Origin of the sequence: Streptomyces sp. A0592, from assembly GCF_004795115.1 — a bacterium.
Lineage (GTDB): Bacteria > Actinomycetota > Actinomycetes > Streptomycetales > Streptomycetaceae > Streptomyces > Streptomyces erythrochromogenes.
This window is the reverse complement of record NZ_SSBM01000005.1, coordinates 187,721-213,821: the sequence shown is the minus strand read 5'-3', so window position 1 is coordinate 213,821 and position 26,101 is coordinate 187,721. Positions and strand designations below refer to the sequence as shown.

The window sequence follows — 26,101 nt, the reverse complement described above, 5'->3', positions numbered from 1 at the left end:
GGGTCGATGTGATCGGTACCCCGCGAGGCCCAGGCGAGCGGCCCTGAATGCGGTCGAGCGCGCACGACTCCCCCGGAGTTGGTTCTCCGTACGCCAGTCGCCGTGCGTACGAACACCCTAGCGGGCGCGCCGCGAACAGGTTTCCATGTCCGGGATACGAGCGACGATAAGAAGGTGACGCCACCCTCGTCACCGCTTCACCGGCCAGACGGACGATCGGAGACCCCGTGTCGACAACAGCTGATGCCATCCGCTCCGCCGACGCGCACAGCGCGCACAACTACCACCCGCTGCCCGTGGTCGTCGCGTCCGCGGAAGGCGCGTGGATGACCGACGTGGAGGGCCGCAGATACCTCGACATGCTCGCCGGCTACTCCGCGCTCAACTTCGGGCACGGCAACCGCCGTCTGATCGACGCCGCGCGGGACCAGCTGGAGCGTGTCACGCTCACCTCGCGCGCCTTCCACCACGACCGGTTCGCCGACTTCTGCACCGAACTCGCCGCGCTGTGCGGCAAGGAGATGGTGCTGCCCATGAACACCGGTGCGGAGGCCGTGGAGACGGCGGTGAAGACCGCCCGCAAGTGGGGCTACCAGGTCAAGGGCGTCCCGGACGGACACGCCAAGATCGTGGTGGCCGCCGACAACTTCCACGGCCGGACCACGACGATCGTCTCTTTCTCGACGGACCACGACGCCCGCGACCACTTCGGCCCGTACACGCCGGGCTTCGAGATCGTCCCGTACGGGGACCTCACCGCGCTGGCCCACGCCGTCACCGAGAACACCGTGGCCGTGCTGCTGGAGCCGATCCAGGGCGAGGCGGGGGTGCTGGTGCCGCCCGCCGGGTACCTGGCCGGCGTGCGGGAGCTGACCCGTGAGCGGAACGTCCTCTTCATGGCCGACGAGATCCAGTCGGGGCTCGGCCGGACCGGGAAGACCTTCGCCTGTGAGCACGAGGGGGTCGTCCCGGACGTCTACATCCTCGGCAAGGCGCTCGGCGGCGGCGTGGTGCCGGTGTCGGCGGTGGTCGCCGACCGGGACGTGCTGGGGGTGTTCGGGCCCGGCCAGCACGGGTCCACCTTCGGCGGGAACCCGCTCGCGTGCGCCGTCGCCCTGGAGGTCGTCGCCATGCTGCGGACCGGCGAGTTCCAGCAGCGGGCCACCGAACTGGGCGACCACCTCCACCACGAGCTGAACCTGCTCGTCGGCGGGGGCGCCGTGACCGCCGTCCGTGGCCGCGGGCTGTGGGCGGGCGTCGACATCGACCCCTCCCGCGGTACGGGCCGGGAGATCTCCGAGAAGCTGATGGAGCTCGGGGTGCTCGTGAAGGACACCCACGGCTCGACGATCCGGATCGCCCCGCCGCTGGTGATCACCAAGGAGGACCTGGACTGGGGCCTGGACCAGCTCCGGTCGGTGCTCGGCGCGTAGGACGCGCCGAGCACGCGGAGTTTCAGAGGGTGGCGTTCAGAGGATGACGTGGGGCAGGAAGCGGGCGTACTCGTCCGTGACCGGCCCCGCCGACTCGCGGATGCCGAGCCCCGCCGCCTCGTCCTCGACGACCCATGCGCCGAGCACCACCCGGTTGCCGTCGAAGTCGGGCAGCGGGGCCAGTCCCTGGAAGCAGTACCGCTCCCCCGGCTCCGGTACGAACGGCTCGGCGTCCGGGCCCGGCTCGTGCAGGGTGACGCCCGCGCCCTCGCGGCCGAGGAGGGGCTTGGCCACGTATCCGTCCGACCCGGGCTCCGCCAGCTCGCGCGGGCCGTCGAGGTAGGCGGGCAGCAGGTTCGGGTGCTCCGGGAAGAGCTCCCACAGGATGGCGAGCAGCGCCTTGTTGGAGAGCAGCATCTTCCACAGCGGCTCGATCCAGCAGGTGGTGCCGGATCCGCCGCCGTGGTCGTAGGTGCCGAGGACCTGCGGGCCGAACTCGTCCGTGGCCAGCCACTCCCACGGGTAGAGCTTGAAGCAGCTGCGGATGAAGCGGAGCTTCTCGTCGACGAACCGGCCGGACAGGCTGTCCCAGCCGATCTGCTCCACGGAGAGGGCATGCGTCTCCAGGCCGGCCTGGTCGGCGGTCTCCTGGAGGTAGGCGACCGTCATCAGGTCCTCGCCGAGCTCGTCGGTCTCGGAGTGCGCGAAGTGCAGCGGGCCGGGCGCCAGCAGCTCCGCCTGGCGGCGCCAGGCGTCGACGAGGCGCTCGTGCAGGGAGTTCCACTGGTCGGCGCCGGGGAACCGCTCCTCCATCCAGAACCACTGCGGGCTGGCCGCCTCCACCAGGGAGGTCGGGGTGTCCGCGTTGTACTCCAGCATCTTGGCCGGGCTGCCGCTGCCGTCGTAGCGCAGGTCGAACCGGCCGTAGAGGGAGGGCTGCTCGGCCCGGCGGCGCCAGGACTCGGCGATCAGCCCGGCGAGCCGCGGGTCCGTGATGCCGAGGTCGGCGAAGCGGTCGTGCTCGACGATGTGCGCGGCCGCGGCCAGGCACATGGCGTGCAGTTCCTCGACGACGTTCTCCAGCGCCTCGACCTCGGGGAGGGAGAAGGAGTAGTAGGCGCTCTCGTCCCAGTAGGGGCGCAGCGAGTCGTCGGGGTAGCGGGTGAGGGGATAGATCAGCCCCTGTTCCTCTACCGTCTTCTGCCAGCCGGGCCGGGGCTCGATGGTGTGGCGCTGCATCGTCTGATCAGCCGCCGCTGGAGCTGGAGTGGCCGCCGATGCCGCCGCGGGTGACGGCGGACTTGTCGAAGCTGCCGCCGCTGACCTTGCCGTTGGTGACGTGGCCGCCGTAGTAGTACGCGCCGGTTCCGCCGGTCTTGCACTCCTTGCTGTTCAGATGGTCCAGCGTGGAGCGGGACGCGCAGCGGCGGTCCGGTTCGTCGCTGCTGCCGCAGGCCACGAGGGTGGCCGCGAGCAGGCCCATGCCTCCGAGGGCGACGGCGCCGGAGCGCATACGGCGCTGGTTGGTGCTGCTGATGTCCATGTCTGCTGCTCCCCCTGGGGCCTGGCGTGCTCCCGACAGACTAGAGCGGGCTCCCCGGCCGATGGAATCCGGCCGCCGTGAGATCCGTGACCTAGAGTCAGTTCGTGCTGATTGGGATGATTTGTTCGCTGGGTGCGGCGGTGTGTTTCGGTACGGCGTCCGTTCTGCAGGCCGTCGCGACGCGTGCGGTGGAGCCGGGCAGCGGGTCCGGGGTGGACGCGGCGCTGCTCCTGCGGGCCGCGCGGCAGTGGCGTTACGTGCTGGGCCTCGGCCTGGACGGCGCCGGATTCGTCCTGCAGATCATCGCGCTGCGGCACGTGCCGATCTACGTGGTCGGGGCCGCGCTGGCCGCCAGTCTGGCCGTGACGGCGGTGGTCGCGTCGCGCCTGATGGCGGTGCGGTTGTCCCGGGCGGAGTGGGGCGCGGTGGGCGTGGTGTGCCTGGGGCTGCTGATGCTGGGGCTCTCCGCGGGCGAGGAGGGCGGCGGGACGGGTTCGCTCGCGCTGAAGCTGGGGCTGCTGGGGGTGGCGGTGCTGGTGCTGCTGGTCGGCGCGGTGGCGGGCGGCCTGCCGGACGGGCCGCGGGCGCTGGTCCTCGGCCTGGGGTCGGGCACGGGCTTCGGGGTGGTGGAGGTCTCGGTGCGGCTCATCGACTCGGTGTGGGACTTCGCCAACCCCGCCCTCTACGCGCTCCTGCTGGGCGGGGCGGCCGGGTTCCTGCTCCTCACCTCGGCACTGGCGCGCGGCTCGGTGACGGTCGCGACGGCGGGCCTGGTGCTCGGCGAGACCATCGGCCCGGCGGTGGTGGGCGTGGTCTGGCTCGGTGACCGCACCCGGGAGGGCCTGACGTGGCTGGCGGTGACGGGCTTCGCGGTGGCGGTCGCCGGCTCCCTGGCCCTGTCCCGCTTCGGCGAACCGAAGTCGCCGGCGGGGCCGAACTCCGGCCCCGCCGGCGTTTGAGGCGCGGGGTCCGGGGCGGAGCCCCGGGTCTTCCGGCCGCGCCGGGCACCCCGCAGGGTCACGGCAGGGAGGCGGCGAGCGCCGCGAGGGTCGGGGTCCAGGCGCTGTCCGACGGGGTCCCGTAGCCGACGACCAGCGCGTCCCGCGGCGCGAGCTCGGCCCGCGGGTGGCGGAAGGCGGACAGGCCGTGCAGGGCCAGGTCGTGCCAGGCCGCCGACTGCAGCACGGACCGCTCCGTGCCCGCCGGGAGGTCGAGCACCGCGTGCAGGCCCGCCGCGATCCCGGACACCCCCGCCACCCGGCCGCCCACCGCCGCCACCAGCTCGTCCCGCCGCCGCCGGTAGCGCAGCCGCATCCCGCGCACGTGCCGGTCGTACGCCCCGGATTCGATGAACTCCGCCAGCGTCAGCTGGTCCAGCGTGCTGGAGGTCCAGTCGGTGTACCCCTTCGCGGCGCTCACCTCCTCCGGCAGGCCCGGCGGGAGCACCATCCAGCCCATCCGCAGCCCCGGGGCGAGGGACTTGCTGGCGGTGCCGAGGTACACCACCCGGTCCGGATCCAGTCCCTGCAGAGCCCCCACGGGCTGCCGGTCGTACCGGAACTCCCCGTCATAGTCGTCCTCCAGGATCAGCCCGCCGGTGGTCCGGGCCCAGTCGACCGCGGCCGCCCGGCGGGCCGGGGTCAGGGCCGCGCCCGTCGGGAACTGGTGGGCCGGGGTCAGCAGCACCGCGCCCGCCGCCGCGGTCAGCTCCCCCGTACGGGCCCCTTCGGCGTCCACCCCGAGCGGCCTGGTACGCAGCCCCGCCCGCACCAGCTCGTCCCGGTGGAAGTCCAGGCCGTACCCCTCCACGGCCACCTCCCGCACCCGCCGCGCCCGCAGCACCGCCGCGAGCAGTTTCAGCCCGTGCAGGAACCCCGCGCACAGCACGATCCGGTCCGGGTCCGCGTACACCCCGCGCGCCCGCGCCAGGTACCCCGCCAGCGCCTGCCGCAGCTCGATGCGCCCGCGCCCGTCGGTGGCGTAGCCGAAGGCCTCGTTCGGGGCGGCGGTCAGCGCCCGCCGAGCCGCCGCCAGCCAGGCCGCGCGGGGGAAGCCGCCCAGGTCGGGGGTGCCGGGGATCAGGCTGTAGGCGGGCCCGCCGGGCGCGGGGCGCCGGACGGGGCCGGCCGTCGCGGGCCGGCGCGGGCGCGCCCGTTCGGCGACCCGGGTGCCGGAGCCCTGCCGGGCCGTGAGCCAGCCCTCGGCGACGAGTTCGGCGTACGCCTCCGCGACCGTGTTCCTGGCGATGCCCAGGTCGGCCGCGAGGGTACGGGACGACGGCAGCCGGGTCCCGGCCGCCAGCCGCCCGCTGCGCGCGGCCTCGCGCAGGGCCTCGGTGAGCCCGGCCCGCAGGCCGCGCCCGGCGGACAGGTCCAGATGCAGGTCGGCCCCGAAAGTGGCCCACGAATCCATCATGAATATGGACCATACCGGCGGGCCGCCTGCCTCCTACGGTGGAACACATGACCACCACCGCTGACAACCAGCAGACCCACTCGCACGCCTACGCCCCCGAGCACAGCCCGCGCCTGAACATGGCGAAGCTCGCCCCCGAGGCCTACAAGGCCGTCCTGGCCCTGGAGATCGCCTCCAAGAAGGGCCTGGATCCGTCCCTCGTCGAGCTCGTCAAGATCCGCGCCTCGCAGATCAACCACTGCGCCTTCTGCCTCGACATGCACACCAAGGACGCGATCGCGGCCGGTGAGAGCGTCGAGCGCATCGTGCAGCTGGGCGCCTGGGAGGAGTCGCGGCACTTCTACACCGAGAAGGAGCTCGCCGCGATCGAGCTCACCGAGGCGGTCACCGTCCTGACCGACGGTTTCGTGCCCGACGAGGTGTTCGCGAAGGCCGCCGCGCACTTCGAGGAGCGCGAACTGGCCCAGCTGATCACCGTCATCGCGACGATCAACGTGTGGAACCGCTTCGGCGTCACCACCCGCATGGTGCCGGGCCACTACAAGCCGGGCATGTACAAGGCCTGAGCGGCATCACGCCGAAGCGCCCCGGCCTGAGAGGGCCGGGGCGCTTCGGTTCGTCCTGCTTGCCGAGGTCGCGGGGGTGTCCGCGCTCCACGGCGAGGAGCGGTGGATCAGATCAGGCCGAGCTCGCGGACCGCGTCGCGCTCCTCCGACAGCTCCTGGACGGAGGCGTCGATGCGGGCGCGGGAGAACTCGTTGACGTCCAGGCCCTGGACGATCTCGTACTTGCCGTCCTTGCAGGTGACGGGGAAGGAGGAGATCAGACCGGCCGGGACGCCGTAGGAGCCGTCGGACGGGATACCCATCGAGGTCCAGTCGCCCTCGGCGGTGCCGTTGACCCAGGTGTGCACGTGGTCGATGGCGGCGTTGGCGGCCGAGGCGGCGGAGGAGGCGCCACGGGCATCGATGATCGCGGCGCCGCGCTTGGCGACGGTCGGGATGAAGGTGTCGGCGAGCCACGCCTGGTCGTTCACGACCTCGGCGGCGTTCTTGCCGGCGATCTCCGCGTGGAAGATGTCCGGGTACTGGGTCGCCGAGTGGTTGCCCCAGATCGTCAGGCGCTTGATGTCGGAGACGGCGGCACCGGTCTTGGCGGCCAGCTGCGAGATCGCGCGGTTGTGGTCCAGGCGGGTCATCGCGGTGAAGCGCTCGGCCGGTACGTCCGGGGCGGAGGCCTGCGCGATGAGCGCGTTGGTGTTGGCCGGGTTGCCCACGACCAGGACCTTGATGTCGTCCGCGGCGTGCGCGTTGATGGCCTGGCCCTGCGGCTTGAAGATGCCGCCGTTGGCGGCGAGCAGGTCGCCGCGCTCCATGCCCGCGGTGCGCGGACGGGCGCCCACGAGCAGCGCGACGTTGGCGCCCTCGAAGCCCTTGTTCGGGTCGTCGAAGATGTCGATGCCGGCGAGCAGCGGGAAGGCGCAGTCGTCGAGCTCCATGGCGGTGCCCTCGGCGGCCTTCATGCCCTGGGGGATCTCCAGGAGCCGGAGCTTGACCGGCACGTCCGCGCCGAGCAGGTGACCGGACGCGATGCGGAAGAGCAGCGCGTAGCCGATCTGGCCGGCGGCGCCGGTGACGGTGACATTCACAGGAGTGCGGGTCATGGCCTTCTCCGTTAGACAGCTGGCGGTGGGGCGTCCCTGCCCCATGTGCTGGAGGACGCCGCTCCCCTGTAAATCTTGACGTGAAGAGACATCCGCGGTCAGGCTATCCGACCCGGGCGCGGCCCAACCCCCGGGTCCCTGTGGTGCGTGGCACACGCCTCCGGTGTTTCGAAGGTCGAGTCGATGGCAGGACCTTTATTCGACCCGGAAGATCTGGCCCGTCCGGTGGCCCTCGATCGACTTGACGTAGGCGTTCGCCGCGCGGGCGACCGGTACGGCGTCGAATCCCGCGAAGGCGTCCCCGTACACGCCGAGGGACTCCTCGAAGACGGTGGGGCTGACGGCGTTGATGCGCTGGCGGCCCGGCAGTTCGATGGCGGCGGCGCGCACGAAGGCCTCGACGGCGCCGTTGACGAGGGAGGCCACCGAGCCGGTGAGCAGGGGCTCGCGCGTGAGGACGCCGGTGATCAGGGTGTACGAGGCGTGCGCGGGCAGGTGCGCGACGCCCTGGCGGACCAGCTCGATCTGGCTGACCGCCTTGCCCTCGATACCGCTGCGGATGTCGGCGGTGGTCAGTTCGGCGAGGGGGCGCCACGGCACGCTGCCGGCCGCGCTCGCCACGGCGTCGATCCCGCCGAACCGTTCGGCCAGCTGCTCGTACAGGGACCGGACGGATTCCGGGTCGGTGATGTCGACGAGGATGTCGGCGTCCTTGCGGGAGGCGGTGACGACCTGGTGCCCCCGCTCGTCCAGGGCCCGGTGGACGGCCCTGCCGAGGGTCCCGTTCGCTCCGATCAGCACGACCTTCTTCTTCGCGTTCATGAGATCGAGCATCACGCGACGCCAATGTGAAGTCCAGCTACTTCTTCTACATCGATCCTTAAGATGAACTCATGCTCGACGTGAAGCGGATGATCATCCTTCGGGACCTGGCGGAGCACGCGCGCGTGACCGCCGTCGCGGACCTGCACGGGGTGACGCCCTCCGCGGTCTCGCAGCAACTGCGCGCCCTGGAGGCCGAGGCCGGGGCCGCCCTCGTCGAACGGGACGGGCGCGGACTGCGGCTCACGGCCGCCGGCGCGGCACTGGCCGCCTCCTGCGAACCGGTCCTCGCGGCCCTGGAGCGGGCCGAGGCCGCGGTACGGGCCCTCGACACCGAGCCGAGCGGGGAGCTGGCCGTCGGGTGCGCTCCGAGCGCGCTGGCCACGGTGGCCGCGCCGCTCGTCGCCGAGCTCGCCGTGCGCCACCCCCGGCTGCGCCCGCGCATCGTGCAGACCGACCCCGAGGAGGCCCTGCCGCTGCTGCGCGGGCGCCGCCTCGACCTGGCGGTCACCTACGCCTACCCGCTGCTCGGGGCCCCGCCCGCACCCGGGACCACGGCCGTGCCGCTCTTCGACGACCCCCTGTGCCTCGCGTTGCCGCAGACGCTGCTGCCGGCCTACGAGCGGGACGGCCTCGCCGCCCTGCGGGACAGCGCCTGGGTCTCGGCCCCGGCCCCGAGCAGCTGCCGCGAGATGCTCCTGCACGCCTGCCGGAACGCCGGGTTCACCCCTCGTATCGCGCACGAGTGCGCGGACCTGCGCTCCGGGCTGTGGCTCGTCGCCACCGGGCAGGCCGTCTCGATCCTGCCGGGACTGCTGTGCGACGCCCCGCCGCCCGGCACCGCCGTACGGCAGCTGCCGGGCGCGGGGCGGACGCTGGACGTCCTGGTCCGGTCGGGCACCGAGAGCCGGCCCGCCGTCGCGGCCGCGCTGGCCGTCCTCACCGCGTCCGGCGCACCGGGCGCGCCCGGCGTACCCGGCGCGCCCGGCCCGCTCAGCGCACGGTGAAGCGGACCGCGCTCTCCAGGAACGGGATCTCCAGCAGCGGATAGGGCTCCATCACCAGCGCGAGCAGCGTGATCGCCACGCCCAGCAGCCCGTAGGTGATCATGTCGGTGAAGCGGGAGCGCACCGCGAGCATCCCCACCGAGGGCAGCACGCGCCGCAGCACCGCCGCCACGATCAGGGCCACACCGATCACCAGGCACCCGGCCCGGGCCTGCCCGAGCGCGGTGGTCAGCAGCCCCACCGCGGTCGCGGCGAGCACGCTGAGCATCGGCCACTGGCGGGCGGGCGTGGACACGGCCCCGGGGACGGCGCGGCCGCTGCCCTCGGGGCGGGCCGTGTCGCGCGTGACGGACGGGAAGCGCCGGGACTTGGCCGCGCCGCTCCCGTTCACGTGCTCGGCGCCCGGTTCAGCGCGCACTGCCGGTCCGCTCCGCCGCCTCGACGACGTTGACGAGCAGCTGGGCGCGGGTCATCGGGCCGACCCCGCCCGGGTTCGGCGAGATCCACGCGGCGACCTCGGCGACGCCGGGGTGCACGTCGCCGACGATCTTCCCGGACTCGTCGCGGCTGACGCCCACGTCGAGCACGGCCGCGCCGGGCTTCACGTCCTCGGGCTTGACCAGGTGCGGGACGCCGGCCGCGGCGACGATGATGTCCGCCTGGCGCAGCAGCCCGGAGAGGTCGCGCGTACCGGTGTGGCACAGCGTGACGGTGGCGTTCTCGGACTTGCGGGTCAGCAGCAGGCCGATGGACCGGCCGACGGTGATCCCGCGGCCGAGGACGACGACGTGCGCGCCGTTGATCTCGACGCCGTGGTGGCGCAGCAGTTCGACGATCCCGTACGGGGTGCAGGGCAGCGGGCCCGGCTCGTTCAGCACGAGCCGGCCCAGGGAGGTCGGGTGCAGGCCGTCGGCGTCCTTCAGCGGGTCCATCAGCTCCAGGACCCGGTTGGTGTCGATGCCCTTGGGGAGCGGGAGTTGGACGATGTAGCCCGTGCACTGCGGGTTGGCGTTGAGCTCGCGCACGACCTCCTCGATGTCCTCCTGGGAGGCCGTCGCGGGCAGTTCGCGCTGGAGGGAGGCGATGCCGACCTCGGCACAGTCCTTGTGCTTGCCGTTGACGTACCAGCGGCTGCCCGGATCGTCGCCGACCAGCAGGGTGCCGAGGCCGGGGGTGATGCCCCGGGCCTTCAGGGCCGCCACACGGGCGGTCAGTTCGGACTTGATCGCGGCCGCGGTGGCCTTGCCATCGAGAATCTGGGCGGTCATGCCCCCATCCTCCCGGATGAGGTGGCCCGGGTTCCAGTCAAGGTGTTCGCGGGACCGTAGGGTTCATTGCACTTGCACAACAAGTGACCGGCTTGTATGCCAACCAACTGGACAAGGCCTCGCCGGTCGGACCACGATGAAACGACTGAGTGCCGCGGGCAGTGCCGGGGGGCGGACCGCACCGTGCAGGATTCCTCCGCGCTCATTGCCGTGCGTCCCCGCACTTCCACGGAGGAACACCCCAGATGAGTTTCGGCGACCCGCACAATCCGTACGGACAGCAGCCGCAGGGCCAGCCCGGCTACGGCTACCCGCAGCAGGCCCCGCAGGGCATCCCGCCGCAGGGCGGCGGCTACGCCTACCCGCAGCAGGCCCCGCAGGCCTACCCCGGCGGCCCCGCCGGATACCCGGGCGGCTACCCCGGGGCGCAGATGGAGATGCCCGGCGGGGCGAAGGCCGCGCGCGTCATCCTCTTCGTCATGGGTGCCCTTCAGGCGCTCGGCGGCCTGTTCATCATCATCGGCGGCGCCCTGCTGGGCGCGGCGCTCTCGGACTCCTCCAGCTCCTCCGCCGAGGACGCGGGTGCCGTCGCCGGCACCGCGGGCGTCGTCCTGGGCCTGCTGTTCATCGGCTTCGCCCTGTGGCCCATCCTGACCGCGGCCAAGATGGGCAAGGGACGTGGCGGAGTACGCGTCTCCGGCATCATCTACGGCTCGGTCCAGACCCTCTTCGCCGTTCTCGGCATCCTGCTGAACCTGGTCGCGCTCGGCGCGAGCGAGCACACCACGGGCTCCGGCGGCCTCACCGTCATCTCCGTACTGCCGTCCGTGGTCTCCCTCGCCCTCGGCCTCACGATCGTCATCGGCCTCGCCAAGGCCGGGGACTACTTCCGCCGTCCCCAGTACTGAGCCGCCCCCCGACACGGCGAAGGCCGCGACCCGCACTGCGGGTCGCGGCCTTCGCCGTGTCGGGGTGGGCGTGACTCAGTGGAAGAAGTGCCGGGTCCCGGTGAAGTACATCGTCACGCCGGCCTTCTGCGCGGCCTCGACGACCTGCTCGTCACGGACCGAACCGCCCGGCTGGACCACGGCCTTGATGCCCGCGGCGGTCAGGATCTCCAGGCCGTCCGGGAAGGGGAAGAAGGCGTCGGACGCGGCGTACGAGCCCTGCGCGCGCTCGGCGCCGGCCCGCTCGACGGCGAGCTTCGCCGAGTCGACGCGGTTGACCTGGCCCATGCCGACGCCGACCGAGGCGCCGTCCTTGGCGAGCAGGATCGCGTTCGACTTGACGGCCCGGCAGGCACGCCACGCGAAGGCCAGCTCGGCGAGCTCCGCCGGGGACAGGGCCTCGCCGGTGGCGAGCGTCCAGTTGGCCGGGTCGTCGCCCTCGGCCTGGAAGAGGTCGCTCTGCTGGAGCAGCGCACCGCCGCTGACGGGCTTGAGGTCACCCGGCTGGTGCGGGGTGCCGTCCACCTTCAGGACGCGGATGTTCTTCTTCTTGGCGAGGATCTCGACCGCGCCGTCCTCGTAGCCGGGGGCGGCGATGACCTCGGTGAAGATCTCCGCGACCTGCTCGGCCAGCTCGACGGTCACCGGGCGGTTGACGGCGATGACGCCGCCGAACGCCGACAGCGGGTCGCAGGCGTGCGCCTTGCGGTGGGCGGCGGCGACGTCCGCGCCGACGGCGATCCCGCACGGGTTGGCGTGCTTGATGATCGCGACGCACGGCTCTTCGTGGTCGTAGGCGGCGCGCCGCGCGGCCTCGGTGTCCACGTAGTTGTTGAAGGACATCTCCTTGCCGTGCAGCTGCTCGGCGTTGGCGAGCCCGCCCGGCTGCCCGTCCGTGTAGAGGGCGGCTGCCTGGTGCGGGTTCTCGCCGTAGCGCAGGGTGGACTTGCGCTCCCAGGCGCCGGCGAGGAACTCGGGCAGGGCGCCCTCCTCGCTCTCCGGGGCGTACGCGTTCGTGAACCAGGAGGCGACGGCCACGTCGTAGGCGGCCGTGTGCTGGAAGGCCTCGGCCGCCAGCCGCTTGCGAGCGGTGAGGTCGAAGCCGCCGCCCTGGGCCGCGGCGATGACGTCGGCGTACCGCTCGGGGCTGGTGACCACGGCGACCGACGGGTGGTTCTTGGCGGCGGCGCGGACCATCGACGGACCGCCGATGTCGATCTGCTCGACGCACTCGTCCTCGGTGGCACCCGACTGGACGGTGGCCAGGAACGGGTACAGGTTGACGACGACGAGGTCGAAGGGCTCGACACCCAGCTCGGCGAGCTGGTTGCGGTGGTCCTCCAGGCGCAGGTCGGCGAGGATGCCGGCGTGCACGCGCGGGTGCAGGGTCTTGACCCGGCCGTCGAGGCACTCGGGGAAGCCGGTCAGCTCCTCCACCTTGGTGACGGGCACCCCGGCAGCGGCGATCTTCGAGGCGGTGGAGCCGGTGGAGACGAGCGCGACGCCCGCCCCGTGCAGGCCGCGGGCCAGCTCTTCCAGTCCCGTCTTGTCGTAGACGCTGATGAGCGCACGACGGATCGGCCGCTGGGTCGTGGTCGGGTCGTTGCTCGCTGCGGTGTCTGCGGCGGTCACTGGATTGTTACCTTTCGTCCCTCAATGCGGTAGCCGTGCCGGGCCAGGCGCCCCACGACATCGACGAGCAGCTGTCGCTCGACTTCCTTGATGCGCTCATGGAGAGCGGCTTCGTCGTCCTCGTCCCGGACCTCGACCACACCCTGGGCGATGATCGGACCGGTGTCCACGCCGCTGTCCACGAAGTGGACCGTGCAGCCGGTGACCTTCGCACCGTAGGCGAGCGCGTCCCGCACGCCGTGCGCTCCGGGGAAGGAGGGGAGGAGGGCGGGGTGGGTGTTGATGAACCGGCCGCCGAAGCGGTCGATGAACTCCTTGCCCACGATCTTCATGAAACCGGCCGACACGACGAGGTCGGGCGCGTGCGCGTCGGTCGCCGCGGTGAGGGCGGCGTCCCACTCGGCGCGGCTCCCGTAGTCCTTCACCGGGCAGACGAAGGTGGGGATCCCGGCCTTCTCCGCCCGCTCCAGGCCGGCGATGTCCGCCCGGTCGGCCCCCACGGCGACGACTTCGGCACCGAAGCCCTCGGATCCGCCGGGATGGGCGTCGATGGCGTCGAGCAGGGCCTGGAGGTTGGTGCCGGAACCGGAGACCAGCACGACCAGGCGGGAGGCGGCCATGGGAGGCCCTTTCTCGCGGAATTGCGGTGTTCGTCCTTGTGTGGTCATACGAAACTTCGGGGTACCGATATACGGGGAACCATACGAAGCCGCCGACCGCCTGCAACGATACCGGCACACCGGACGGCCCCCGAGGGACGGGGGGACGGGCGGGCGGTAGCGTCAGGCGTACAAGCCGCAAACTGGCCTCACCTCGCCTCGATGTCCTCGTGACGTCCATGACACAGGGGAAGTAACACACCCGATGCCGGACCGCCGTCAGCCCGACTCCCCCACCGACGACAACCCCTTCGCGGCCCCGCCGGAGGGCCGGCCCGACCAGCCGTGGCAGCCGCGCAGCGGTGGCGACGACGGCAGGAACGGCGACGGGAACGGCCCGGGGGACTCGGGCGGAGACCGCGGCCCGGCGCGCTGGGACCCGACGGACCCGATTCAGCGCCGCGCCCGCTACGCGCTGCTGGCGGGCATGTGGGGCCTCTTCTTCGGGATCTTCCTGGTCCCGTCGGTCGGCCTGCTGCTGGGCGCGCTCGCCCTGTACTGGGGGATCAGCGCGCTGCGCGGGAAGCCGGCCGCCGCGACCGGCGAGCCGGGTGCCCCGGAGGGCCTGGACGCCCTCGGCCCGGCGGCCCGACCGCAGCGCACGGCGGCGGTGAGCGGCCTGGTGACCGCCTCGCTGGCGATCCTGCTGGCCATGGGCACCTACGCGATGCAGCTCGCGTACAAGGACTTCTACGTCTGCCGCGACGACGCCCTCACCAAGACGGCGGAACTCCAGTGCAACACCCTCCTCCCGAACGACTTCGTCGGCAAGGTCCTGAAGGTCCCCCAGTAGCCCGCCAAGAGGCGCCGGGCCGAAGCCCCGGCGCCTCCCGCCCTGCGGCTTTTCCCGTCCCCGCCGGCGTTTGAGGCGCCGCTTCAGCCCCGCCGGCGTTTGAGGCGCGGGGGCTCGGGGGCGGGAGCCCCCGGGCGGCGCCGCACCGGCTAGGCGGGCGGCTTCCGCCGGGGCAGCACCCGCACGCCGGTCACCGGCGGCGGCACGGGCGGAACCGGCGGAACCGGCGGAACCACCGGAGCAAGAGCCGGGGCCGGGCCCGGGCGAAGGTCCAGCCCCGCGACCACGGTCACCGCCCGACGCGCCCGCAGCGCAGGTACGGCCGCAGCCACCGGAACCGCCTGAACCGCCGGAGGCGCCGGCTCGGGAACGATCTCCGGAACCAGCGTCCCCGACGCCTTCCGCATCGCCTCCCAGCGCAGCTCCCGCACCCCGCTGTCGTGCCACCCGTCGTCCACCGGAGCATGCGCGTCCACCGCGACCGGCCCTGCCGCCGGCCGGTAGCGCCATGCGTGCACGCCCACCGCCACCGGCACCGCCAGCGCCAGAGTCCACGCGAAGGCCGCCGCACCCGTGGCCCACCACACCGGCCCGAACTCGGCCAGCCTCCGCGAGCCCAGCGGTCCCGCCGAGACCGCCGCGAGCCCGGCCATCGCCAGACCGCACACCAGCGCGCCGAGGGCCGCCGTGAGCGCCGTCTCCCCGTACGACACCTCGCGCGAGCGGCGTACCGCGAACCAGCCCACCGCCAGCCCCGCCACCACCGGCACCCCGGCGGCGGCCCAGGTCAGCGGCGTGCCCGGCCCGGCGGCCGGGAGCGCCTCCAGCAGCGGGAACCGGGGCAGCGCGGGCGCGCCCGCGAAGCCCAGCGGGGTGGCCGTCACCTCGGCCCCGAGGGCGAAGCCGGGACCGAGGGCGTAGGCCGCTCCCCAGACCATGGCGTTCGGGATCAGGGCGATCGCGAGCAGCAGCACCGCGAACCGGCCCGACCACACCCCGGTCAGCGACAGGAACGAGGCCTGGACCTGCGCGCCGTGCCAGGCGAGCGAGGCGCCGACGAGGAGCGCTCCGCCGCCCAGGAGTACCAGGGCGCCGCCCGCGCCCGCCCGCAGCGCCAGCGCGTACCGAGGGCGCACGAACCCCCTCCGTACGCCCCCCGGCAGCCAGTTCGGCAGCGGCCCGAGCGGCCGCCCCTTGGCCCCCCACACCCCGCCGGCCGCGGCCAGCACGGCGACCAGCGGGACGTGCCAGGCGGCGCTGAGCGGGTCGGCCGGCATCGGGCCGCCGGCGGCGTACACGGTGGCGAACGCCCCGACGGCGAGGTACCCGCAGAGCACGGCCGAGAACACGGCCGTCGCGGGCAGCACCTCCTCGTCCTCCTCGTCACAGGCACCGCCCAGCCGGGCCGCCCGCCGCATGAGCAGGACGGGCAGCGCGACGAGCAGCAGCGGAGTCACACCAACGGGTGCAGGGACGCCGGAAAGAGTCTCGTACCGCAGCAGTTCGGTCCCGTGGGCGAGCAGCCACAGCCCGGCGGCGAGGTGCAGGGCCCCGCCGGGGCCGCTGTCGGGATAGGGGGAGCTGATCCACAGGACGATGACGAGCACGGCGAGGAAGCCGAGCCCGAGTCCGGCCGCCACGGCGCCGCCCACCACGCATGCGGCGGCGGCCGGCGAACGCCGCCGCACACCGGCTCGCGGGGCCGCCGACAACCGGGTCCCGCGTTCGGTCACTTGGGTCACCCCGTCATGGTGCCAACGACACGCGCTATGGGCGGGTAACAGGCGAATGTCCGTGGTGTCGCCCAATATACGTTTATGTACTTTATTGCTCAGGGCTGCCGGGTCGCGGGGAGTGTGGGATGACACGAAACGTCGAAGACCTGCCCACCCCGCACGAGCGCCGAAGACTGCGCGAAGCCGCGGAACTGACGCTCGATGAGGTCGCGGCGGCCATGGGCGTCACCGCGGCGACGGTCCGGCACTGGGAGTCCGGGCGCACGAACCCGCGCGGCCGCAAGCACGACGCGTACGCGCGGTACCTCGACGGCCTCGCCGCGCTGCCGGCGGCCGCGGACGCGCCCGGACCGCCGGACCGGACCGACCCGGCCGACGTCGCGGATACGGCGGATACGGCCGATACGGCAGAACCGTTCCTGGTGGCGGTGGCGGCGGCCCCCGGGGCCGGAGCCGCCGCCGGGGCCGGGGGAAGTCCGGCCACCCCTGAGGGGGCCGCGGTCACCGCCGAGGTCCCCGACACCGGCGGCGGCCCGCCGGGAGCCGTCACCCGACCGGTCGTACATCCCGTCCACGGACCGGCCGGCGCCTTCGACACCCTCTACGACCGGGCCGCGCCCACCCTCGCCCTGCAGGCCTACCTGCTCACCGGCCGCCGCGCCCTCGCCCTGGAGGCCGTGGACCGGGCCTTCACCCGGGCCTGGGACCAGTGGCCCGAGGTGGCCACCGACCCGGACCCGGAGGGCTGGGTGCGCGCGATCGCGTACGAGTACGCGCTCTCCCCCTGGCACCGGTTCCGGCGCGCCCACCGCAGACCCGACCGGCCCCCCGCCGATCCCGCCGACCGGATCGTCCTCGACGCCCTGCTCTCGCTGTCCCGGATCCACCGCCGCACCGTCCTGCTCTACGACGGCGTCGGCCTCGACCTGCCCGACACCGCCGCCGAGACGGAGGCCACCACCCTCGCCGCCGGCAACCGCATCCTGCACGCGCACGCCGACCTCGCCGCCCGGATCCCCGAACTGGCCGACGTACCCGCCGAGAAGCAGTCCGCGGCGCTGCGGGAGCGGCTCGTCGCCCTGCGTCCGCCGTTCCCGCTCGACCCGCGGCCGGCGTCGGCGGTCCGCGGCGGCGGCGAGCGGCGCGGCCGGCAGTGGACCCGGGCGACGCTCGGCCTGACCGCGATGATCACGGCCGCCACCGCGTACACGGCGACGACGGCGCCCACCCGGTACGACCCCCCGCCGGCGCCCGGCGAGAGCGTGACCGGGGTCCCGGCGCTCAGCGGCCCGCAGCAGCTCACCGAACGGAGCAGGCAACTCCACGACAAGCTGCGCGCGGATCCGCAGGCAGGTCCGGCGCGCATCACCCCGCAGATCGAGTGAGACCGCGTACGCGAATGGGCGTGGCCCGCACCCCGAGGGGGTGCGGGCCACGCCCGTTCAGCCGTACGGCCGCTGCTTACTGAGCGGCGTTCAGGATCGCGCGAGCGAGCTCGGCGGTCTCGGTCGGCGTCTTGCCGACCTTGACGCCGGCGGCCTCGAGGGCCTCCTTCTTGGCCTGCGCGGTGCCGGAGGAGCCGGAGACGATGGCGCCGGCGTGGCCCATGGTCTTGCCCTCGGGGGCGGTGAAGCCCGCGACGTAGCCGACGACCGGCTTGGTGACGTTCTTCGCGATGAAGTCCGCCGCACGCTCCTCGGCGTCGCCGCCGATCTCGCCGATCATGACGATCAGCTCGGTCTCCGGGTCGGCCTCGAAGGCCTCCAGGGCGTCGATGTGCGTGGTGCCGATGACCGGGTCGCCACCGATGCCGACGGCGGAGGTGAAGCCGATGTCACGGAGCTCGTACATCATCTGGTAGGTCAGCGTGCCGGACTTGGACACGAGACCGATCTTGCCGGGCTTGGTGATGTCGCCCGGGATGATGCCGGCGTTGGACTGGCCGGGGGTGATCAGACCCGGGCAGTTCGGGCCGATGATCCGGGTCTTGTTGCCCTTGGCGGTCGCGTACGCCCAGAAGGCGGCGGAGTCGTGCACCGCGATGCCCTCGGTGATGACGACGGCCAGCGGGATCTCGGCGTCGATGGCCTCGACGACGGCGGCCTTGGCGAAAGCCGGCGGGACGAAGAGGACGGAGACGTTGGCGCCCGTCTTCTCCATCGCCTCGGCGACGGAGCCGAAGACCGGGACCTCGGTGCCGTCGAAGTCGACGGTCGTGCCGGCCTTGCGCGGGTTCACGCCACCGACGATGTTGGTGCCGTCAGCCAGCATCAGCTTGGTGTGCTTCATGCCCGTGGCACCGGTCATGCCCTGGACGATGACCTTGCTGTCCTTGTTGAGGAAGATAGCCATGTGAGTCTTTGACCTCTGCCCTTACTTCGCAGCCGCGAGCTCGGCGGCCTTGTCGGCCGCGCCGTCCATGGTGTCCACGCGCTGCACCAGCGGGTGGTTGGCGTCCGAGAGGATCTTGCGACCCAGCTCGGCGTTGTTGCCGTCGAGACGGACGACGAGCGGCTTGGTGACCGCCTCGCCCTTCTCCTCCAGCAGGGCCAGCGCCTGGACGATGCCGTTGGCGACCTCGTCGCACGCGGTGATGCCACCGAAGACGTTGACGAAGACGGACTTGACGTCCGGGTCCCCGAGGATGATCTCGAGACCGTTGGCCATGACGGCGGCGGAGGCGCCACCGCCGATGTCCAGGAAGTTGGCGGGCTTCACGCCACCGTGGTTCTCGCCGGCGTAGGCCACGACGTCCAGGGTGCTCATGACGAGACCCGCGCCGTTGCCGATGATGCCGACCTCACCGTCGAGCTTGACGTAGTTGAGGTTCTTCGCCTTGGCGGCGGCCTCGAGCGGGTTCGCGGCGGCGTGGTCGACGAACTCCTCGTGACCCGGCTGGCGGAACTCGGCGTTCTCGTCGAGGGAGACCTTGCCGTCGAGGGCGATGACCTCGCCGGAGGCGACCTTCGCGAGCGGGTTGACCTCGACGAGGAGCGCGTCCTCGGCGATGAAGGTGTCCCACAGGGTCACGAGGACCTCGGCGACCTTCTCGGCGACCTCGGCCGGGAACTGCGCCAGCGCGACGATCTCGCGGGCCTTCTCGATGGTCACGCCCTCGTTGGCGTTCACCGGGACCTTGGCGAGCTTCTCCGGGGTCTCCTCGGCGACCTGCTCGATGTCCATGCCGCCCGCGACCGAGGCCATGGCCAGGAAGGTGCGGTTGGTGCGGTCGAGGAGGTACGAGACGTAGTACTCCTCAAGGATCTCGGGAGCGGTCTCCGCGATCATCACCTTGTGGACCGTGTGGCCCTTGATGTCCATGCCCAGGATGTCCGTCGCACGTGCGACGGCCTCGTCCGGGGTGGCGGCCAGCTTCACGCCGCCGGCCTTGCCGCGGCCGCCGACCTTCACCTGCGCCTTGACGACCGACTTGCCGCCCAGCCGCTCGGTGGCCTCGCGAGCCGCCTCAGGCGTGTCGATGACTTCACCGGCCAGCACCGGTACACCGTGCTTGGCGAAGAGGTCCCTCGCCTGGTACTCGAACAGGTCCACGCGCGTCCGTCCCTTGTCTTTTTAAAGATTCGCAGTGATTCGCGGTTGTCTGCTATCTGCGTGGGCGTGCCGCGGAGGGCAACGTGACGGCGCTGTCACAAGGAAGGCGCACACGGTGACCGTGGACGCGGCATGTCCGTCCGGCAGGTTATCCCCGTGGGGCGTGCGTCCCTAAATCGCAGATCACACCTGAGCGGTGATACCTGTCACAGAACACCTCACGGTTGAACTGGAAATTCGTGTGATCGGCCGATTCACACGGCGTGCCGGGGCGGGCGTGTCGGAGGATCGTCAGGGGGTCGGCAGGGGGCGCTTCTCCAGCGCCGCGGCCATTACCTCCGGGAACAGGTCGGGGGTGCAGGCGAAGGCCGGCGCACCGAGCGCGGCGAGGGCGGCGGCGTGCTCGCGATCGTAGGCCGGGGCCCCCTCGTCGGACAGCGCCAGCAGGGTCACGAATTCGACGCCCGCCCCCTTCATGGCCGCCACGCGTTTCAGCATCTCGTTGCGTATGCCGCCCTCGTAGAGATCACTGATGAGGACGACCACCGTGTCGGCGGGCCGGGTGATTTTCGACTGGCAGTAGGCGAGGGCGCGGTTGATGTCGGTGCCGCCGCCCAGCTGGGTGCCGAAGAGGACGTCGACCGGGTCGTCGAGCTGGTCGGTCAGATCGACGACGGCGGTGTCGAACACGACCAGGCGGGTGGCGATCGAGCGCATGGAGGCGAGGACTGCGCCGAAGACGGAGGCGTAGACGACGGAGGCCGCCATCGAACCCGACTGGTCGATGCAGAGGATGACCTCCTTCTTCACCGATTGCGCCGCCCGGCCGTATCCGATCAGCCGCTCGGGGACGACGGTGCCGTACTCGGGCAGGTAGTTCTTCAGGTTGGCCCGGATCGTGCGGTCCCAGTCGATGTCGCGGTGGCGGGGACGGCTGATGCGGGCGGATCGGTCGAGCGCACCGGTGAGGGTGGCCCGGGTGCGGGTCGCGAGCCGCTTCTCCAGCTGCTCGACCACCTTGCGGACCACGGCCCGCGCCGTCTCCTTCGTCGTCTCGGGCATCGCCTTGTTGAGCGAGAGCAGGGTGCCGACCAGGTGGACGTCCGGTTCGACGGCCTCCAGCATCTCCGGCTCCAGCAGCAGGGCGGACAGCCCGAGCCGCTCGATCGCGTCGCGCTGCATCACCTGGACCACCGAGCTCGGGAAGTACGTACGGATGTCCCCGAGCCAGCGGGCCACGTTCGGCGCGGAGCCGCCGAGCCCGGCCGACCGCGCCGACCCCGAGGCCCGGCGGGACCCTCCGTCGCCGCCTCCCCCGTACAGCGCCCCGAGCGCGGCGTCCATCGCCGCGTCCCGCCCGGTCAGCGCGTGCCCGGTGCCATCGGCGTCTCCCCCGCCCAGCACCATCCGCCACCGCCGCAGCCGCTCGACCCCGGAGGGGTCCGCGGTGTCCTGCCCGACCGCCACACCCATGTCCGTACCGCTCATCCGTCCGTCCCCCTGCACTCGTCGCACTCGTCGTACTCGTCGTTGCACCGCACTGTCAGGCGGCTGCCGCCCCGTCGGGAGCCGCGAGCAGCATCCGGACCAGCTCCGTCACCGCGTCCGCCCGCAGCGGGTCCAGGTCGGGGGCGAAGCCCTCGGGGGCCGAGCCCACCGCGCGCGCCGCCCCCGCGGAGGCGGCCGGGCCGCGCCGGACCAGCTCGCCCAGGGTCCGCTTCACCCCCGGCTCGTACGCCCCGAACGTCCGCCTCAGCAGCGGGAGCACGTCGGTGAAGGCGCGCTCCGGCACCCCCACCAGCCAGCTGTCGATCAGACCCAGCAGCCGGTCGTCGTGGACCAGCAGGGTGCCGCCGCCCGAACTCCCGCCCGCGAAGCCCTCGATCCAGCCCGCCGCGTCGGCGGGCGAGGCGGCCGGGGACAGCGCGAGCCCCATCAGCCGGGCCGTCTCCTCGGCCTCCAGCCGCCCGTCGTCGAGGAGCAGCCGGGCCGCCCTGCCCCGGATGACGCCCGGCACGGTGTCCCGGCCGGCCAGCGTCCGCAGCACCGCGGACCAGCGCTCCCGCAGCCCGTCTCCGGAGTCCGCCAGCAGGCCGACCGCCGTGTGCACCCCGTCGACGTGGCCGCGCAGCTCCGCCGCCGCGTCGGCGTCCAGGCCGGCCGCGCAGGCCGGCGGGAGCGCGACGCATATCCGCTCGGCGAGCCCGGCCGCGACCGCGCCGAGCGCCGTCGCGTCGGTGCCCCGCACGTCCCCGTAGCGCAGCGAACGGGCCAGCGCCGGCAGGGCCTTCGCGAGGCGGGCGACGTCGGTGTCCAGCGCGGCACGGTCCGCCAGGGCCCGCAGTACGGCCGGCAGCGCCTCGGAGAGCCCGGCCAGGAGGCACCGCTCGGCCAGTGCCGTGACCTCGCCCAGTTCCTCGGCGCCCGCGGCGTCCGCCTCCGCCCTGGCGGTGGCCGCCGCGAGGACGGTGGTGCCCCAGATCCCGGCCTCGGCCACCCGCACGGACAGTTCCGGCTCCCAGCGCAGCCGCCAGGTCTCCCGGAAGGTGCCGGTGCTGCTGCGGGAGGCGGTCGGGGTGCCCCAGCCGATGCCGAGCAGCCGCAGCCGGTGCAGCAGCAGGGACTTCGCGGCGTCGGTGTCCTTGCGCAGGTCCAGTTCCAGCTCGCGTTCCTGCGCCTCGGCCTTGAGCCGCAGCGACCGCTGCTGCCGCGTCAGGTCCCGCTGGAGCGGTACGACGGGCGCCGCGTCCGGGACCTCGCCGAGCACGTCGCCGACGACGAGGCGGTCCTCGATGAGCGCGAGCGGGACGTCGGAGCCGTCGCACATCACGGCCCGGACCGCTTCCAGGGTCTCCGTCAGGCCGGGCAGGGGCCTGCCCCGCATGGCGGCCAGGGTCTCGGCCAACCGGACCGCCTCGATGACGTGCGCCGAGGAGACCTGCCGGTCCTCCTCGCGCAGCAGGCCGGCGACCTTGGTCAGCCACCGCTCGACGGGCCGGTCCCGGGCGGAGAAGAGGTGGGCGTACCAGCCGGGCGAGGTGATCCCCGCGCCGTACCCGCCGGCCCGGGCGAGCCGGCGGTGCGTCCACGGCACCCAGGTGGTCTCCACCTTGACCTTCGGCAGTCCGGTCAGCAGCGCCCTGTCGGCGGCCACGGTGGTCTTCGCCCGCAGCGCCGGGACGTGCCAGGCCCCGCACACCACGGCGTACCCGTCGCCGAACTCACGGCGGGCGGCACGCATCCGCTGCCGCATGTACGCCTCGCGCACCAGGTCGCGGCGGTGGCCGCCGTCGCCGTAGGCCTCGCGCAGGGCTGCCATGGCCTCCCCGAGCGCCTCGAACGCACCGAGCGCCTCCTCCCCCGCGCCGCCGGTGCCCCGGTGCTCGACGACGTCCTCCCACCAGCGCTCGGGGTCGTCGTACCCGGCGGTCTCGGCGAGCACCGCGAGGGGGTCCAGCCGGACGGTGTCGGCCCCGGCGTGGTCCGCGTCCGGCTCCTCGACGGCGGCCAGCGAGTGCGCGGCGGGCAGGTCCATGAACCGGACCGGTACGCCGGCCTCCTGCGCCCAGCGGATCGCCACCCACTCCGGGGAGAAGTCGGCGAGCGGCCAGAACGCGGCCCGGCCCGGGTCGTCGGCGGCGTGCGCGAGCAGCGCCACGGGCGGCCGCATGCCGGGGTCGGCGGCCAGTTCGAGCAGGGCGTCCCCTTCGGGCGGCCCCTCGATCAGCACGGCGGCCGGGCGGGCCACGTCCAGGGCGGAGCGGACCGCGCGGGCCGAGCCGGGCCCGTGGTGGCGCACGCCGAGGAGCAGCGGGCCCGGGCGGGCCGCGCTCATACCGTCACCTCCCGGCAGGCGCGGTAGAAGTCCTTCCAGCCGTCGCGCTCGCGGACCACGGCCTCCAGGTACTCCTGCCAGACCACCTTGTCGGCGGCCGGGTCGCGGACGACGGCGCCGAGGATGCCCGCGGCCACGTCGGAGGGGCGCAGGACACCGTCCCCGAAGTGGGCTGCCAGGGCGAGGCCGTTGGTGACGACGGAGATGGCCTCGGCGGTGGAGAGGGTGCCGCTGGGCGACTTCACCTTCGTGCGGCCGTCGCCGGTGACACCGTCGCGCAGCTCGCGAAAGACGGTGACGACGCGGCGGATCTCCTCCAGTCCCTCGGGCACGGCCGGCAGGTCGAGGGCGCGGCCCATCTGGTCGACGCGGCGGGCCACGATGTCGACCTCGGCGTCCGCGGTGGCGGGCAGCGGCAGGACGACGGTGTTGAAGCGGCGGCGCAGCGCGCTGGAGAGCTCGTTGACGCCGCGGTCGCGGTCGTTGGCGGTGGCGATGAGGTTGAAGCCGCGTACGGCCTGGACCTCTTGGCCGAGCTCCGGTATCGGCAGGGTCTTCTCGGACAGGACGGTGATGAGGGTGTCCTGGACGTCGGCGGGGATGCGGGTGAGCTCCTCGACGCGGGCGGTCATGCCGTCGGCCATGGCCCGCATGACGGGGCTGGGGACGAGAGCCTCGCGGCTGGGGCCGTGGGCGAGGAGCCGGGCGTAGTTCCAGCCGTACCGGATGGCCTCCTCGGGGGTGCCGGCGGTGCCCTGGACGAGGAGGGTGGAGTCCCCGCTGACGGCGGCGGCGAGGTGTTCGGACACCCAGGTCTTGGCGGTGCCGGGAACGCCGAGCAGGAGCAGGGCGCGGTCGGTGGCCAGGGTGGTGACCGCGACCTCGACGATGCGGCGCGGGCCCACGTACTTGGGTGTGATCACCGTGCCGTCGTCGAGCGTGCCACCGAGAAGGTAGGTGGCGACGGCCCACGGGGAGAGCTTCCAGCGGGTCGGGCGGGGCCTGTCGTCGGCGGCCGCCAGGGCTTTCAGTTCGTGCGCGTAGGCGTCTTCGGCGTGCGGTCGCAGCGCTTCGGCGCCGATGCCGTTCTCGGGCTTGCTCATGGTCCCCCTCCAATGCTCGGCAGCCGCTCCCGACTGCTGTTCCAACGGTGCACCACGCCACTGACAACACCCCCCGCTCATCACGTTGTTGCAGGTCAGAGCGATTGTCAGAGGGGGTCTCTACGGTGGTTGTCATGACTGAGCAGGGGGTCCGCTGGACGGCGGAACAGGTACTGGCTCTGGCTCCTGACGATGCTTCACGCAAGGCGGGCGGCAGACTCGGCGGGGCGGGGCCGTGGTCACAGATCGGAGGTTCCGCTTCCGGTTCTGTATGGGGGCTGTGCAAGGGCAGCGGCAGCAATCCGTACCGGACGGTCGTCGACCTGACGGGACCGGCCTACAAGTGCTCCTGCCCGAGCCGGAAGTTCCCGTGCAAGCACGCGCTGGGACTGCTCCTGCTCTGGTCCGCCGAGGGGGTCGGCGAGCCCGGGGAGGCGCCGGAGTGGGCCGCGCAGTGGCTGGCGGACCGGGCGGCCAAGGCCGCACGTCCGGCGGGCGCGGCGGCCGGGCCGGTGGACGAGGAGGGGGCCCGGCGGCGGGCCGAGCGACGGGCGGCGCGCATCGGCGCCGGCGTCACCGAGCTGGAACAGCGGCTGGCCGACCTGCTGCGCGGCGGCCTCGCGGGCCAGGAGCACGCGGGGTACGCGGCGTGGGAGGAGACCGCGGCCCGGATGGTGGACGCCCAGGCCCCCGGACTGGCCGGGCGCGTAAGGGAGTTGGGGACGATACCCAGTTGCGGCCCCGGCTGGCCCGCCCGGATGCTGGAGGAGGCGGCGCTGCTGCACCTGCTGGACCGGGCCTGGATGGGGGTGACGGGGCTTCCGGACCAGTTGGCGGCGACCGTGCGCAGCCGGGTGGGACTGCCGGCCTCCGGGGAGGGGGAGGCCGTACGGGACCGCTGGCTGGTGCTCGCCCAGTACGACTCGGTGTCGCCGGACGGACGGCTCACCACCCGCCGGATATGGCTGCGCGGGCTGGCGGGCGGACGGCCCGCGCTGGTGCTGGACTTCGGACCGCCCGGGCGGCCGCCGGGGCTGGCGCTGCCGGTGGGGCTGGTGCTGGAGGCGGAGATGCGCTTCCGGCCCGGGTCTGCGGGGCTGCGGGCGGACCTCGGGGAGAGGTTCGCGGCGGCCGCGCCGTGCACGGAGGTTCCGGCCGGGGTGGGCACCCAGGCGGCCCTGGAGGCCTATGGGACGGCACTGCGGGACGACCCGTGGCTGGAGTCCTGGCCGGTGGTGCTCGGTCCGGTGGTTCCGATACCGGGAGAGCTCGGCTGGCAGCTGGCGGACGCGGAGGGCACCTCCGCCCTGCCGGTGCCCCTCACCGGGGCGGGCAGCCGCTCCCGCGGGGGTCTGTGGCAGCTGGCCGCGTTGTCGGGCGGGGGCCCGGTCACGGTCTTCGGCGAGTGCGGCCACCGCGGCTTCACCCCGCTGACGGCCTGGCAGCCGGACTCCTCGGAGCCGGTCGCCCTGTCCTGAGCCGGGCGGCGGGACGACAACCACATCGCAGGGGGCCTGGGGGGTCCTGTGCCGTCGTACGGCGGCAGCAGGGAGAAGTGCGGCGCCGGGGGGCGCCGTGCACGCAACGACGAGAAGCCGGGGGGCTTTCATGAACGACAACCACGCCAGTTGAGCGGACCCGTAAGGGACATCGACAGCCCCGGTCCCGCGGAGGGGGCGGGACCGGGGCACTG

At 73.1% G+C, this 26,101-nt stretch carries 23 protein-coding genes and 1 riboswitch; of the genes, 8 read left to right on the top strand and 15 right to left on the bottom strand.

Annotation, left to right across the window (positions count from 1 at the left end):
- Nucleotides 1–20: 20 nt before the first annotated feature.
- Nucleotides 21–111: riboswitch (ZMP/ZTP riboswitch) on the bottom strand.
- A gap of 116 nt (nucleotides 112–227) precedes the next feature.
- Nucleotides 228–1,433, top strand: a complete 1,206-nt coding sequence (rocD, locus tag E6U81_RS10285; RefSeq protein ID WP_136229757.1) for an ornithine--oxo-acid transaminase — start codon at nucleotides 228–230, stop codon at nucleotides 1,431–1,433.
- A gap of 36 nt (nucleotides 1,434–1,469) precedes the next feature.
- On the opposite strand, the gene E6U81_RS10280 is transcribed toward rocD, so the two are convergent.
- Together E6U81_RS10280 and E6U81_RS10275 are read right to left on the bottom strand one after the other, a co-directional pair.
- A complete protein-coding gene (locus E6U81_RS10280; protein ID WP_136229756.1) occupies nucleotides 1,470–2,672 on the bottom strand; it encodes a glutathionylspermidine synthase family protein in 1,203 nt (400 codons plus the stop codon).
- Between the two features lie 7 nt (nucleotides 2,673–2,679).
- Nucleotides 2,680–2,976: a hypothetical protein gene (locus tag E6U81_RS10275; RefSeq protein ID WP_136229755.1), complete on the bottom strand. Its 297-nt coding sequence runs from the start codon at nucleotides 2,974–2,976 to the stop codon at nucleotides 2,680–2,682.
- A 116-nt stretch (nucleotides 2,977–3,092) separates the two neighbouring features.
- Here E6U81_RS10275 and E6U81_RS10270 point away from each other — a divergent pair, with 116 nt between their 5' ends.
- Entirely contained in the window at nucleotides 3,093–3,935 is an 843-nt protein-coding gene (locus E6U81_RS10270; protein ID WP_136229754.1) for a hypothetical protein, read from the top strand.
- 58 nt (nucleotides 3,936–3,993) lie between these two features.
- On the opposite strand, the gene E6U81_RS10265 is transcribed toward E6U81_RS10270, so the two are convergent.
- A complete protein-coding gene (locus tag E6U81_RS10265) occupies nucleotides 3,994–5,391 on the bottom strand; it encodes a PLP-dependent aminotransferase family protein (RefSeq protein WP_136229753.1) in 1,398 nt (465 codons plus the stop codon).
- A 47-nt stretch (nucleotides 5,392–5,438) separates the two neighbouring features.
- On the opposite strand from E6U81_RS10265, the gene E6U81_RS10260 reads away from it, so the two are divergent.
- Nucleotides 5,439–5,957 (top strand): carboxymuconolactone decarboxylase family protein, encoded by a 519-nt coding sequence (locus tag E6U81_RS10260; RefSeq protein WP_136229752.1) that lies wholly within the window; start codon nucleotides 5,439–5,441, stop codon nucleotides 5,955–5,957.
- Nucleotides 5,958–6,064: 107 nt separating this feature from the next.
- Here E6U81_RS10260 and E6U81_RS10255 read toward each other — a convergent pair whose 3' ends face one another.
- Nucleotides 6,065–7,054 (bottom strand): malate dehydrogenase, encoded by a 990-nt coding sequence (locus E6U81_RS10255; RefSeq protein ID WP_136229751.1) that lies wholly within the window; start codon nucleotides 7,052–7,054, stop codon nucleotides 6,065–6,067.
- 195 nt (nucleotides 7,055–7,249) lie between these two features.
- A complete protein-coding gene (locus tag E6U81_RS10250; protein ID WP_240803743.1) occupies nucleotides 7,250–7,876 on the bottom strand; it encodes a short chain dehydrogenase in 627 nt (208 codons plus the stop codon).
- Nucleotides 7,877–7,947: 71 nt separating this feature from the next.
- Here E6U81_RS10250 and E6U81_RS10245 point away from each other — a divergent pair, with 71 nt between their 5' ends.
- On the top strand, nucleotides 7,948–8,883 hold the full coding sequence (locus E6U81_RS10245) for a LysR family transcriptional regulator (RefSeq protein WP_136229750.1): 936 nt from the start codon (nucleotides 7,948–7,950) through the stop codon (nucleotides 8,881–8,883).
- On the opposite strand, the gene E6U81_RS10240 is transcribed toward E6U81_RS10245, so the two are convergent.
- Entirely contained in the window at nucleotides 8,870–9,301 is a 432-nt protein-coding gene (locus E6U81_RS10240) for a DUF3017 domain-containing protein (protein WP_136229749.1), read from the bottom strand. The genes E6U81_RS10245 and E6U81_RS10240 overlap by 14 nt on opposite strands.
- Nucleotides 9,291–10,151, bottom strand: a complete 861-nt coding sequence (locus tag E6U81_RS10235) for a bifunctional methylenetetrahydrofolate dehydrogenase/methenyltetrahydrofolate cyclohydrolase (protein WP_136229748.1) — start codon at nucleotides 10,149–10,151, stop codon at nucleotides 9,291–9,293. The genes E6U81_RS10240 and E6U81_RS10235 overlap by 11 nt, the downstream gene beginning before the upstream one ends.
- A 245-nt stretch (nucleotides 10,152–10,396) precedes the next feature.
- Between E6U81_RS10235 and E6U81_RS10230 the strand changes: the two genes are divergently transcribed.
- On the top strand, nucleotides 10,397–11,059 hold the full coding sequence (locus E6U81_RS10230) for a hypothetical protein (protein WP_136229747.1): 663 nt from the start codon (nucleotides 10,397–10,399) through the stop codon (nucleotides 11,057–11,059).
- Nucleotides 11,060–11,134: 75 nt separating this feature from the next.
- Here E6U81_RS10230 and purH read toward each other — a convergent pair whose 3' ends face one another.
- Nucleotides 11,135–12,730 carry a bifunctional phosphoribosylaminoimidazolecarboxamide formyltransferase/IMP cyclohydrolase gene (gene purH / locus E6U81_RS10225; protein ID WP_136229746.1) on the bottom strand — a complete coding sequence of 532 codons (1,596 nt, stop codon included), beginning with the start codon at nucleotides 12,728–12,730 and terminating at the stop codon, nucleotides 11,135–11,137.
- Nucleotides 12,727–13,350, bottom strand: a complete 624-nt coding sequence (gene purN / locus E6U81_RS10220) for a phosphoribosylglycinamide formyltransferase (protein ID WP_136229745.1) — start codon at nucleotides 13,348–13,350, stop codon at nucleotides 12,727–12,729. The genes purH and purN overlap by 4 nt, the downstream gene beginning before the upstream one ends.
- 244 nt (nucleotides 13,351–13,594) lie before the next feature.
- Between purN and E6U81_RS10215 the strand changes: the two genes are divergently transcribed.
- Nucleotides 13,595–14,182, top strand: coding sequence for a hypothetical protein (locus tag E6U81_RS10215; protein ID WP_136229744.1), 588 nt, complete (start codon nucleotides 13,595–13,597; stop codon nucleotides 14,180–14,182).
- Between the two features lie 149 nt (nucleotides 14,183–14,331).
- Here the strand turns inward: E6U81_RS10215 and E6U81_RS10210 are convergent, their stop codons facing one another.
- The gene (locus E6U81_RS10210; RefSeq protein WP_206309892.1) at nucleotides 14,332–15,924 is read right to left on the bottom strand and encodes a DUF6350 family protein; all 1,593 of its coding nucleotides are present in this window, start codon (nucleotides 15,922–15,924) and stop codon (nucleotides 14,332–14,334) included.
- 119 nt (nucleotides 15,925–16,043) lie between these two features.
- Here E6U81_RS10210 and E6U81_RS41695 point away from each other — a divergent pair, with 119 nt between their 5' ends.
- Entirely contained in the window at nucleotides 16,044–17,303 is a 1,260-nt protein-coding gene (locus tag E6U81_RS41695) for a transcriptional regulator (RefSeq protein ID WP_136229743.1), read from the top strand.
- Between the two features lie 76 nt (nucleotides 17,304–17,379).
- Here E6U81_RS41695 and sucD read toward each other — a convergent pair whose 3' ends face one another.
- The 5 genes from sucD to E6U81_RS10180 all read right to left on the bottom strand — a co-directional run bounded on the left by sucD (nucleotide 17,380) and on the right by E6U81_RS10180 (nucleotide 24,408).
- Entirely contained in the window at nucleotides 17,380–18,270 is an 891-nt protein-coding gene (sucD, locus tag E6U81_RS10200) for a succinate--CoA ligase subunit alpha (protein ID WP_030764277.1), read from the bottom strand.
- A gap of 21 nt (nucleotides 18,271–18,291) precedes the next feature.
- A complete protein-coding gene (sucC, locus tag E6U81_RS10195; RefSeq protein WP_030659459.1) occupies nucleotides 18,292–19,470 on the bottom strand; it encodes an ADP-forming succinate--CoA ligase subunit beta in 1,179 nt (392 codons plus the stop codon).
- A gap of 291 nt (nucleotides 19,471–19,761) precedes the next feature.
- Nucleotides 19,762–20,958: a VWA domain-containing protein gene (locus E6U81_RS10190; RefSeq protein ID WP_240803742.1), complete on the bottom strand. Its 1,197-nt coding sequence runs from the start codon at nucleotides 20,956–20,958 to the stop codon at nucleotides 19,762–19,764.
- Nucleotides 20,959–21,013: 55 nt separating this feature from the next.
- Nucleotides 21,014–23,305: a DUF5682 family protein gene (locus E6U81_RS10185; protein WP_136229741.1), complete on the bottom strand. Its 2,292-nt coding sequence runs from the start codon at nucleotides 23,303–23,305 to the stop codon at nucleotides 21,014–21,016.
- Nucleotides 23,302–24,408: an AAA family ATPase gene (locus E6U81_RS10180; protein WP_136229740.1), complete on the bottom strand. Its 1,107-nt coding sequence runs from the start codon at nucleotides 24,406–24,408 to the stop codon at nucleotides 23,302–23,304. Before E6U81_RS10180 ends, E6U81_RS10185 begins: the two co-directional genes overlap by 4 nt.
- 134 nt (nucleotides 24,409–24,542) lie before the next feature.
- On the opposite strand from E6U81_RS10180, the gene E6U81_RS10175 reads away from it, so the two are divergent.
- Nucleotides 24,543–25,886: an SWIM zinc finger family protein gene (locus E6U81_RS10175; RefSeq protein ID WP_136229739.1), complete on the top strand. Its 1,344-nt coding sequence runs from the start codon at nucleotides 24,543–24,545 to the stop codon at nucleotides 25,884–25,886.
- The last annotated feature ends 215 nt before the right edge of the window (nucleotides 25,887–26,101 follow it).

Coding starts and splice junctions, on each gene's coding strand:
- E6U81_RS10280 (WP_136229756.1), bottom strand. CDS start 2,672: ATGCAGCGCCACACCATCGAGCCCCGGCCCGGCTGGCAGAAGACGGTA.
- E6U81_RS10275 (WP_136229755.1), bottom strand. CDS start 2,976: ATGGACATCAGCAGCACCAACCAGCGCCGTATGCGCTCCGGCGCCGTC.
- E6U81_RS10270 (WP_136229754.1), top strand. CDS start 3,093: ATGATTTGTTCGCTGGGTGCGGCGGTGTGTTTCGGTACGGCGTCCGTT.
- E6U81_RS10265 (WP_136229753.1), bottom strand. CDS start 5,391: ATGATGGATTCGTGGGCCACTTTCGGGGCCGACCTGCATCTGGACCTG.
- E6U81_RS10260 (WP_136229752.1), top strand. CDS start 5,439: ATGACCACCACCGCTGACAACCAGCAGACCCACTCGCACGCCTACGCC.
- E6U81_RS10255 (WP_136229751.1), bottom strand. CDS start 7,054: ATGACCCGCACTCCTGTGAATGTCACCGTCACCGGCGCCGCCGGCCAG.
- E6U81_RS10250 (WP_240803743.1), bottom strand. CDS start 7,876: ATGAACGCGAAGAAGAAGGTCGTGCTGATCGGAGCGAACGGGACCCTC.
- E6U81_RS10245 (WP_136229750.1), top strand. CDS start 7,948: ATGCTCGACGTGAAGCGGATGATCATCCTTCGGGACCTGGCGGAGCAC.
- E6U81_RS10235 (WP_136229748.1), bottom strand. CDS start 10,151: ATGACCGCCCAGATTCTCGATGGCAAGGCCACCGCGGCCGCGATCAAG.
- E6U81_RS10230 (WP_136229747.1), top strand. CDS start 10,397: ATGAGTTTCGGCGACCCGCACAATCCGTACGGACAGCAGCCGCAGGGC.
- purN (WP_136229745.1), bottom strand. CDS start 13,350: ATGGCCGCCTCCCGCCTGGTCGTGCTGGTCTCCGGTTCCGGCACCAAC.
- E6U81_RS10215 (WP_136229744.1), top strand. CDS start 13,595: ATGCCGGACCGCCGTCAGCCCGACTCCCCCACCGACGACAACCCCTTC.
- E6U81_RS41695 (WP_136229743.1), top strand. CDS start 16,044: ATGACACGAAACGTCGAAGACCTGCCCACCCCGCACGAGCGCCGAAGA.
- sucD (WP_030764277.1), bottom strand. CDS start 18,270: ATGGCTATCTTCCTCAACAAGGACAGCAAGGTCATCGTCCAGGGCATG.
- E6U81_RS10190 (WP_240803742.1), bottom strand. CDS start 20,958: ATGAGCGGTACGGACATGGGTGTGGCGGTCGGGCAGGACACCGCGGAC.
- E6U81_RS10185 (WP_136229741.1), bottom strand. CDS start 23,305: ATGAGCGCGGCCCGCCCGGGCCCGCTGCTCCTCGGCGTGCGCCACCAC.
- E6U81_RS10180 (WP_136229740.1), bottom strand. CDS start 24,408: ATGAGCAAGCCCGAGAACGGCATCGGCGCCGAAGCGCTGCGACCGCAC.
- E6U81_RS10175 (WP_136229739.1), top strand. CDS start 24,543: ATGACTGAGCAGGGGGTCCGCTGGACGGCGGAACAGGTACTGGCTCTG.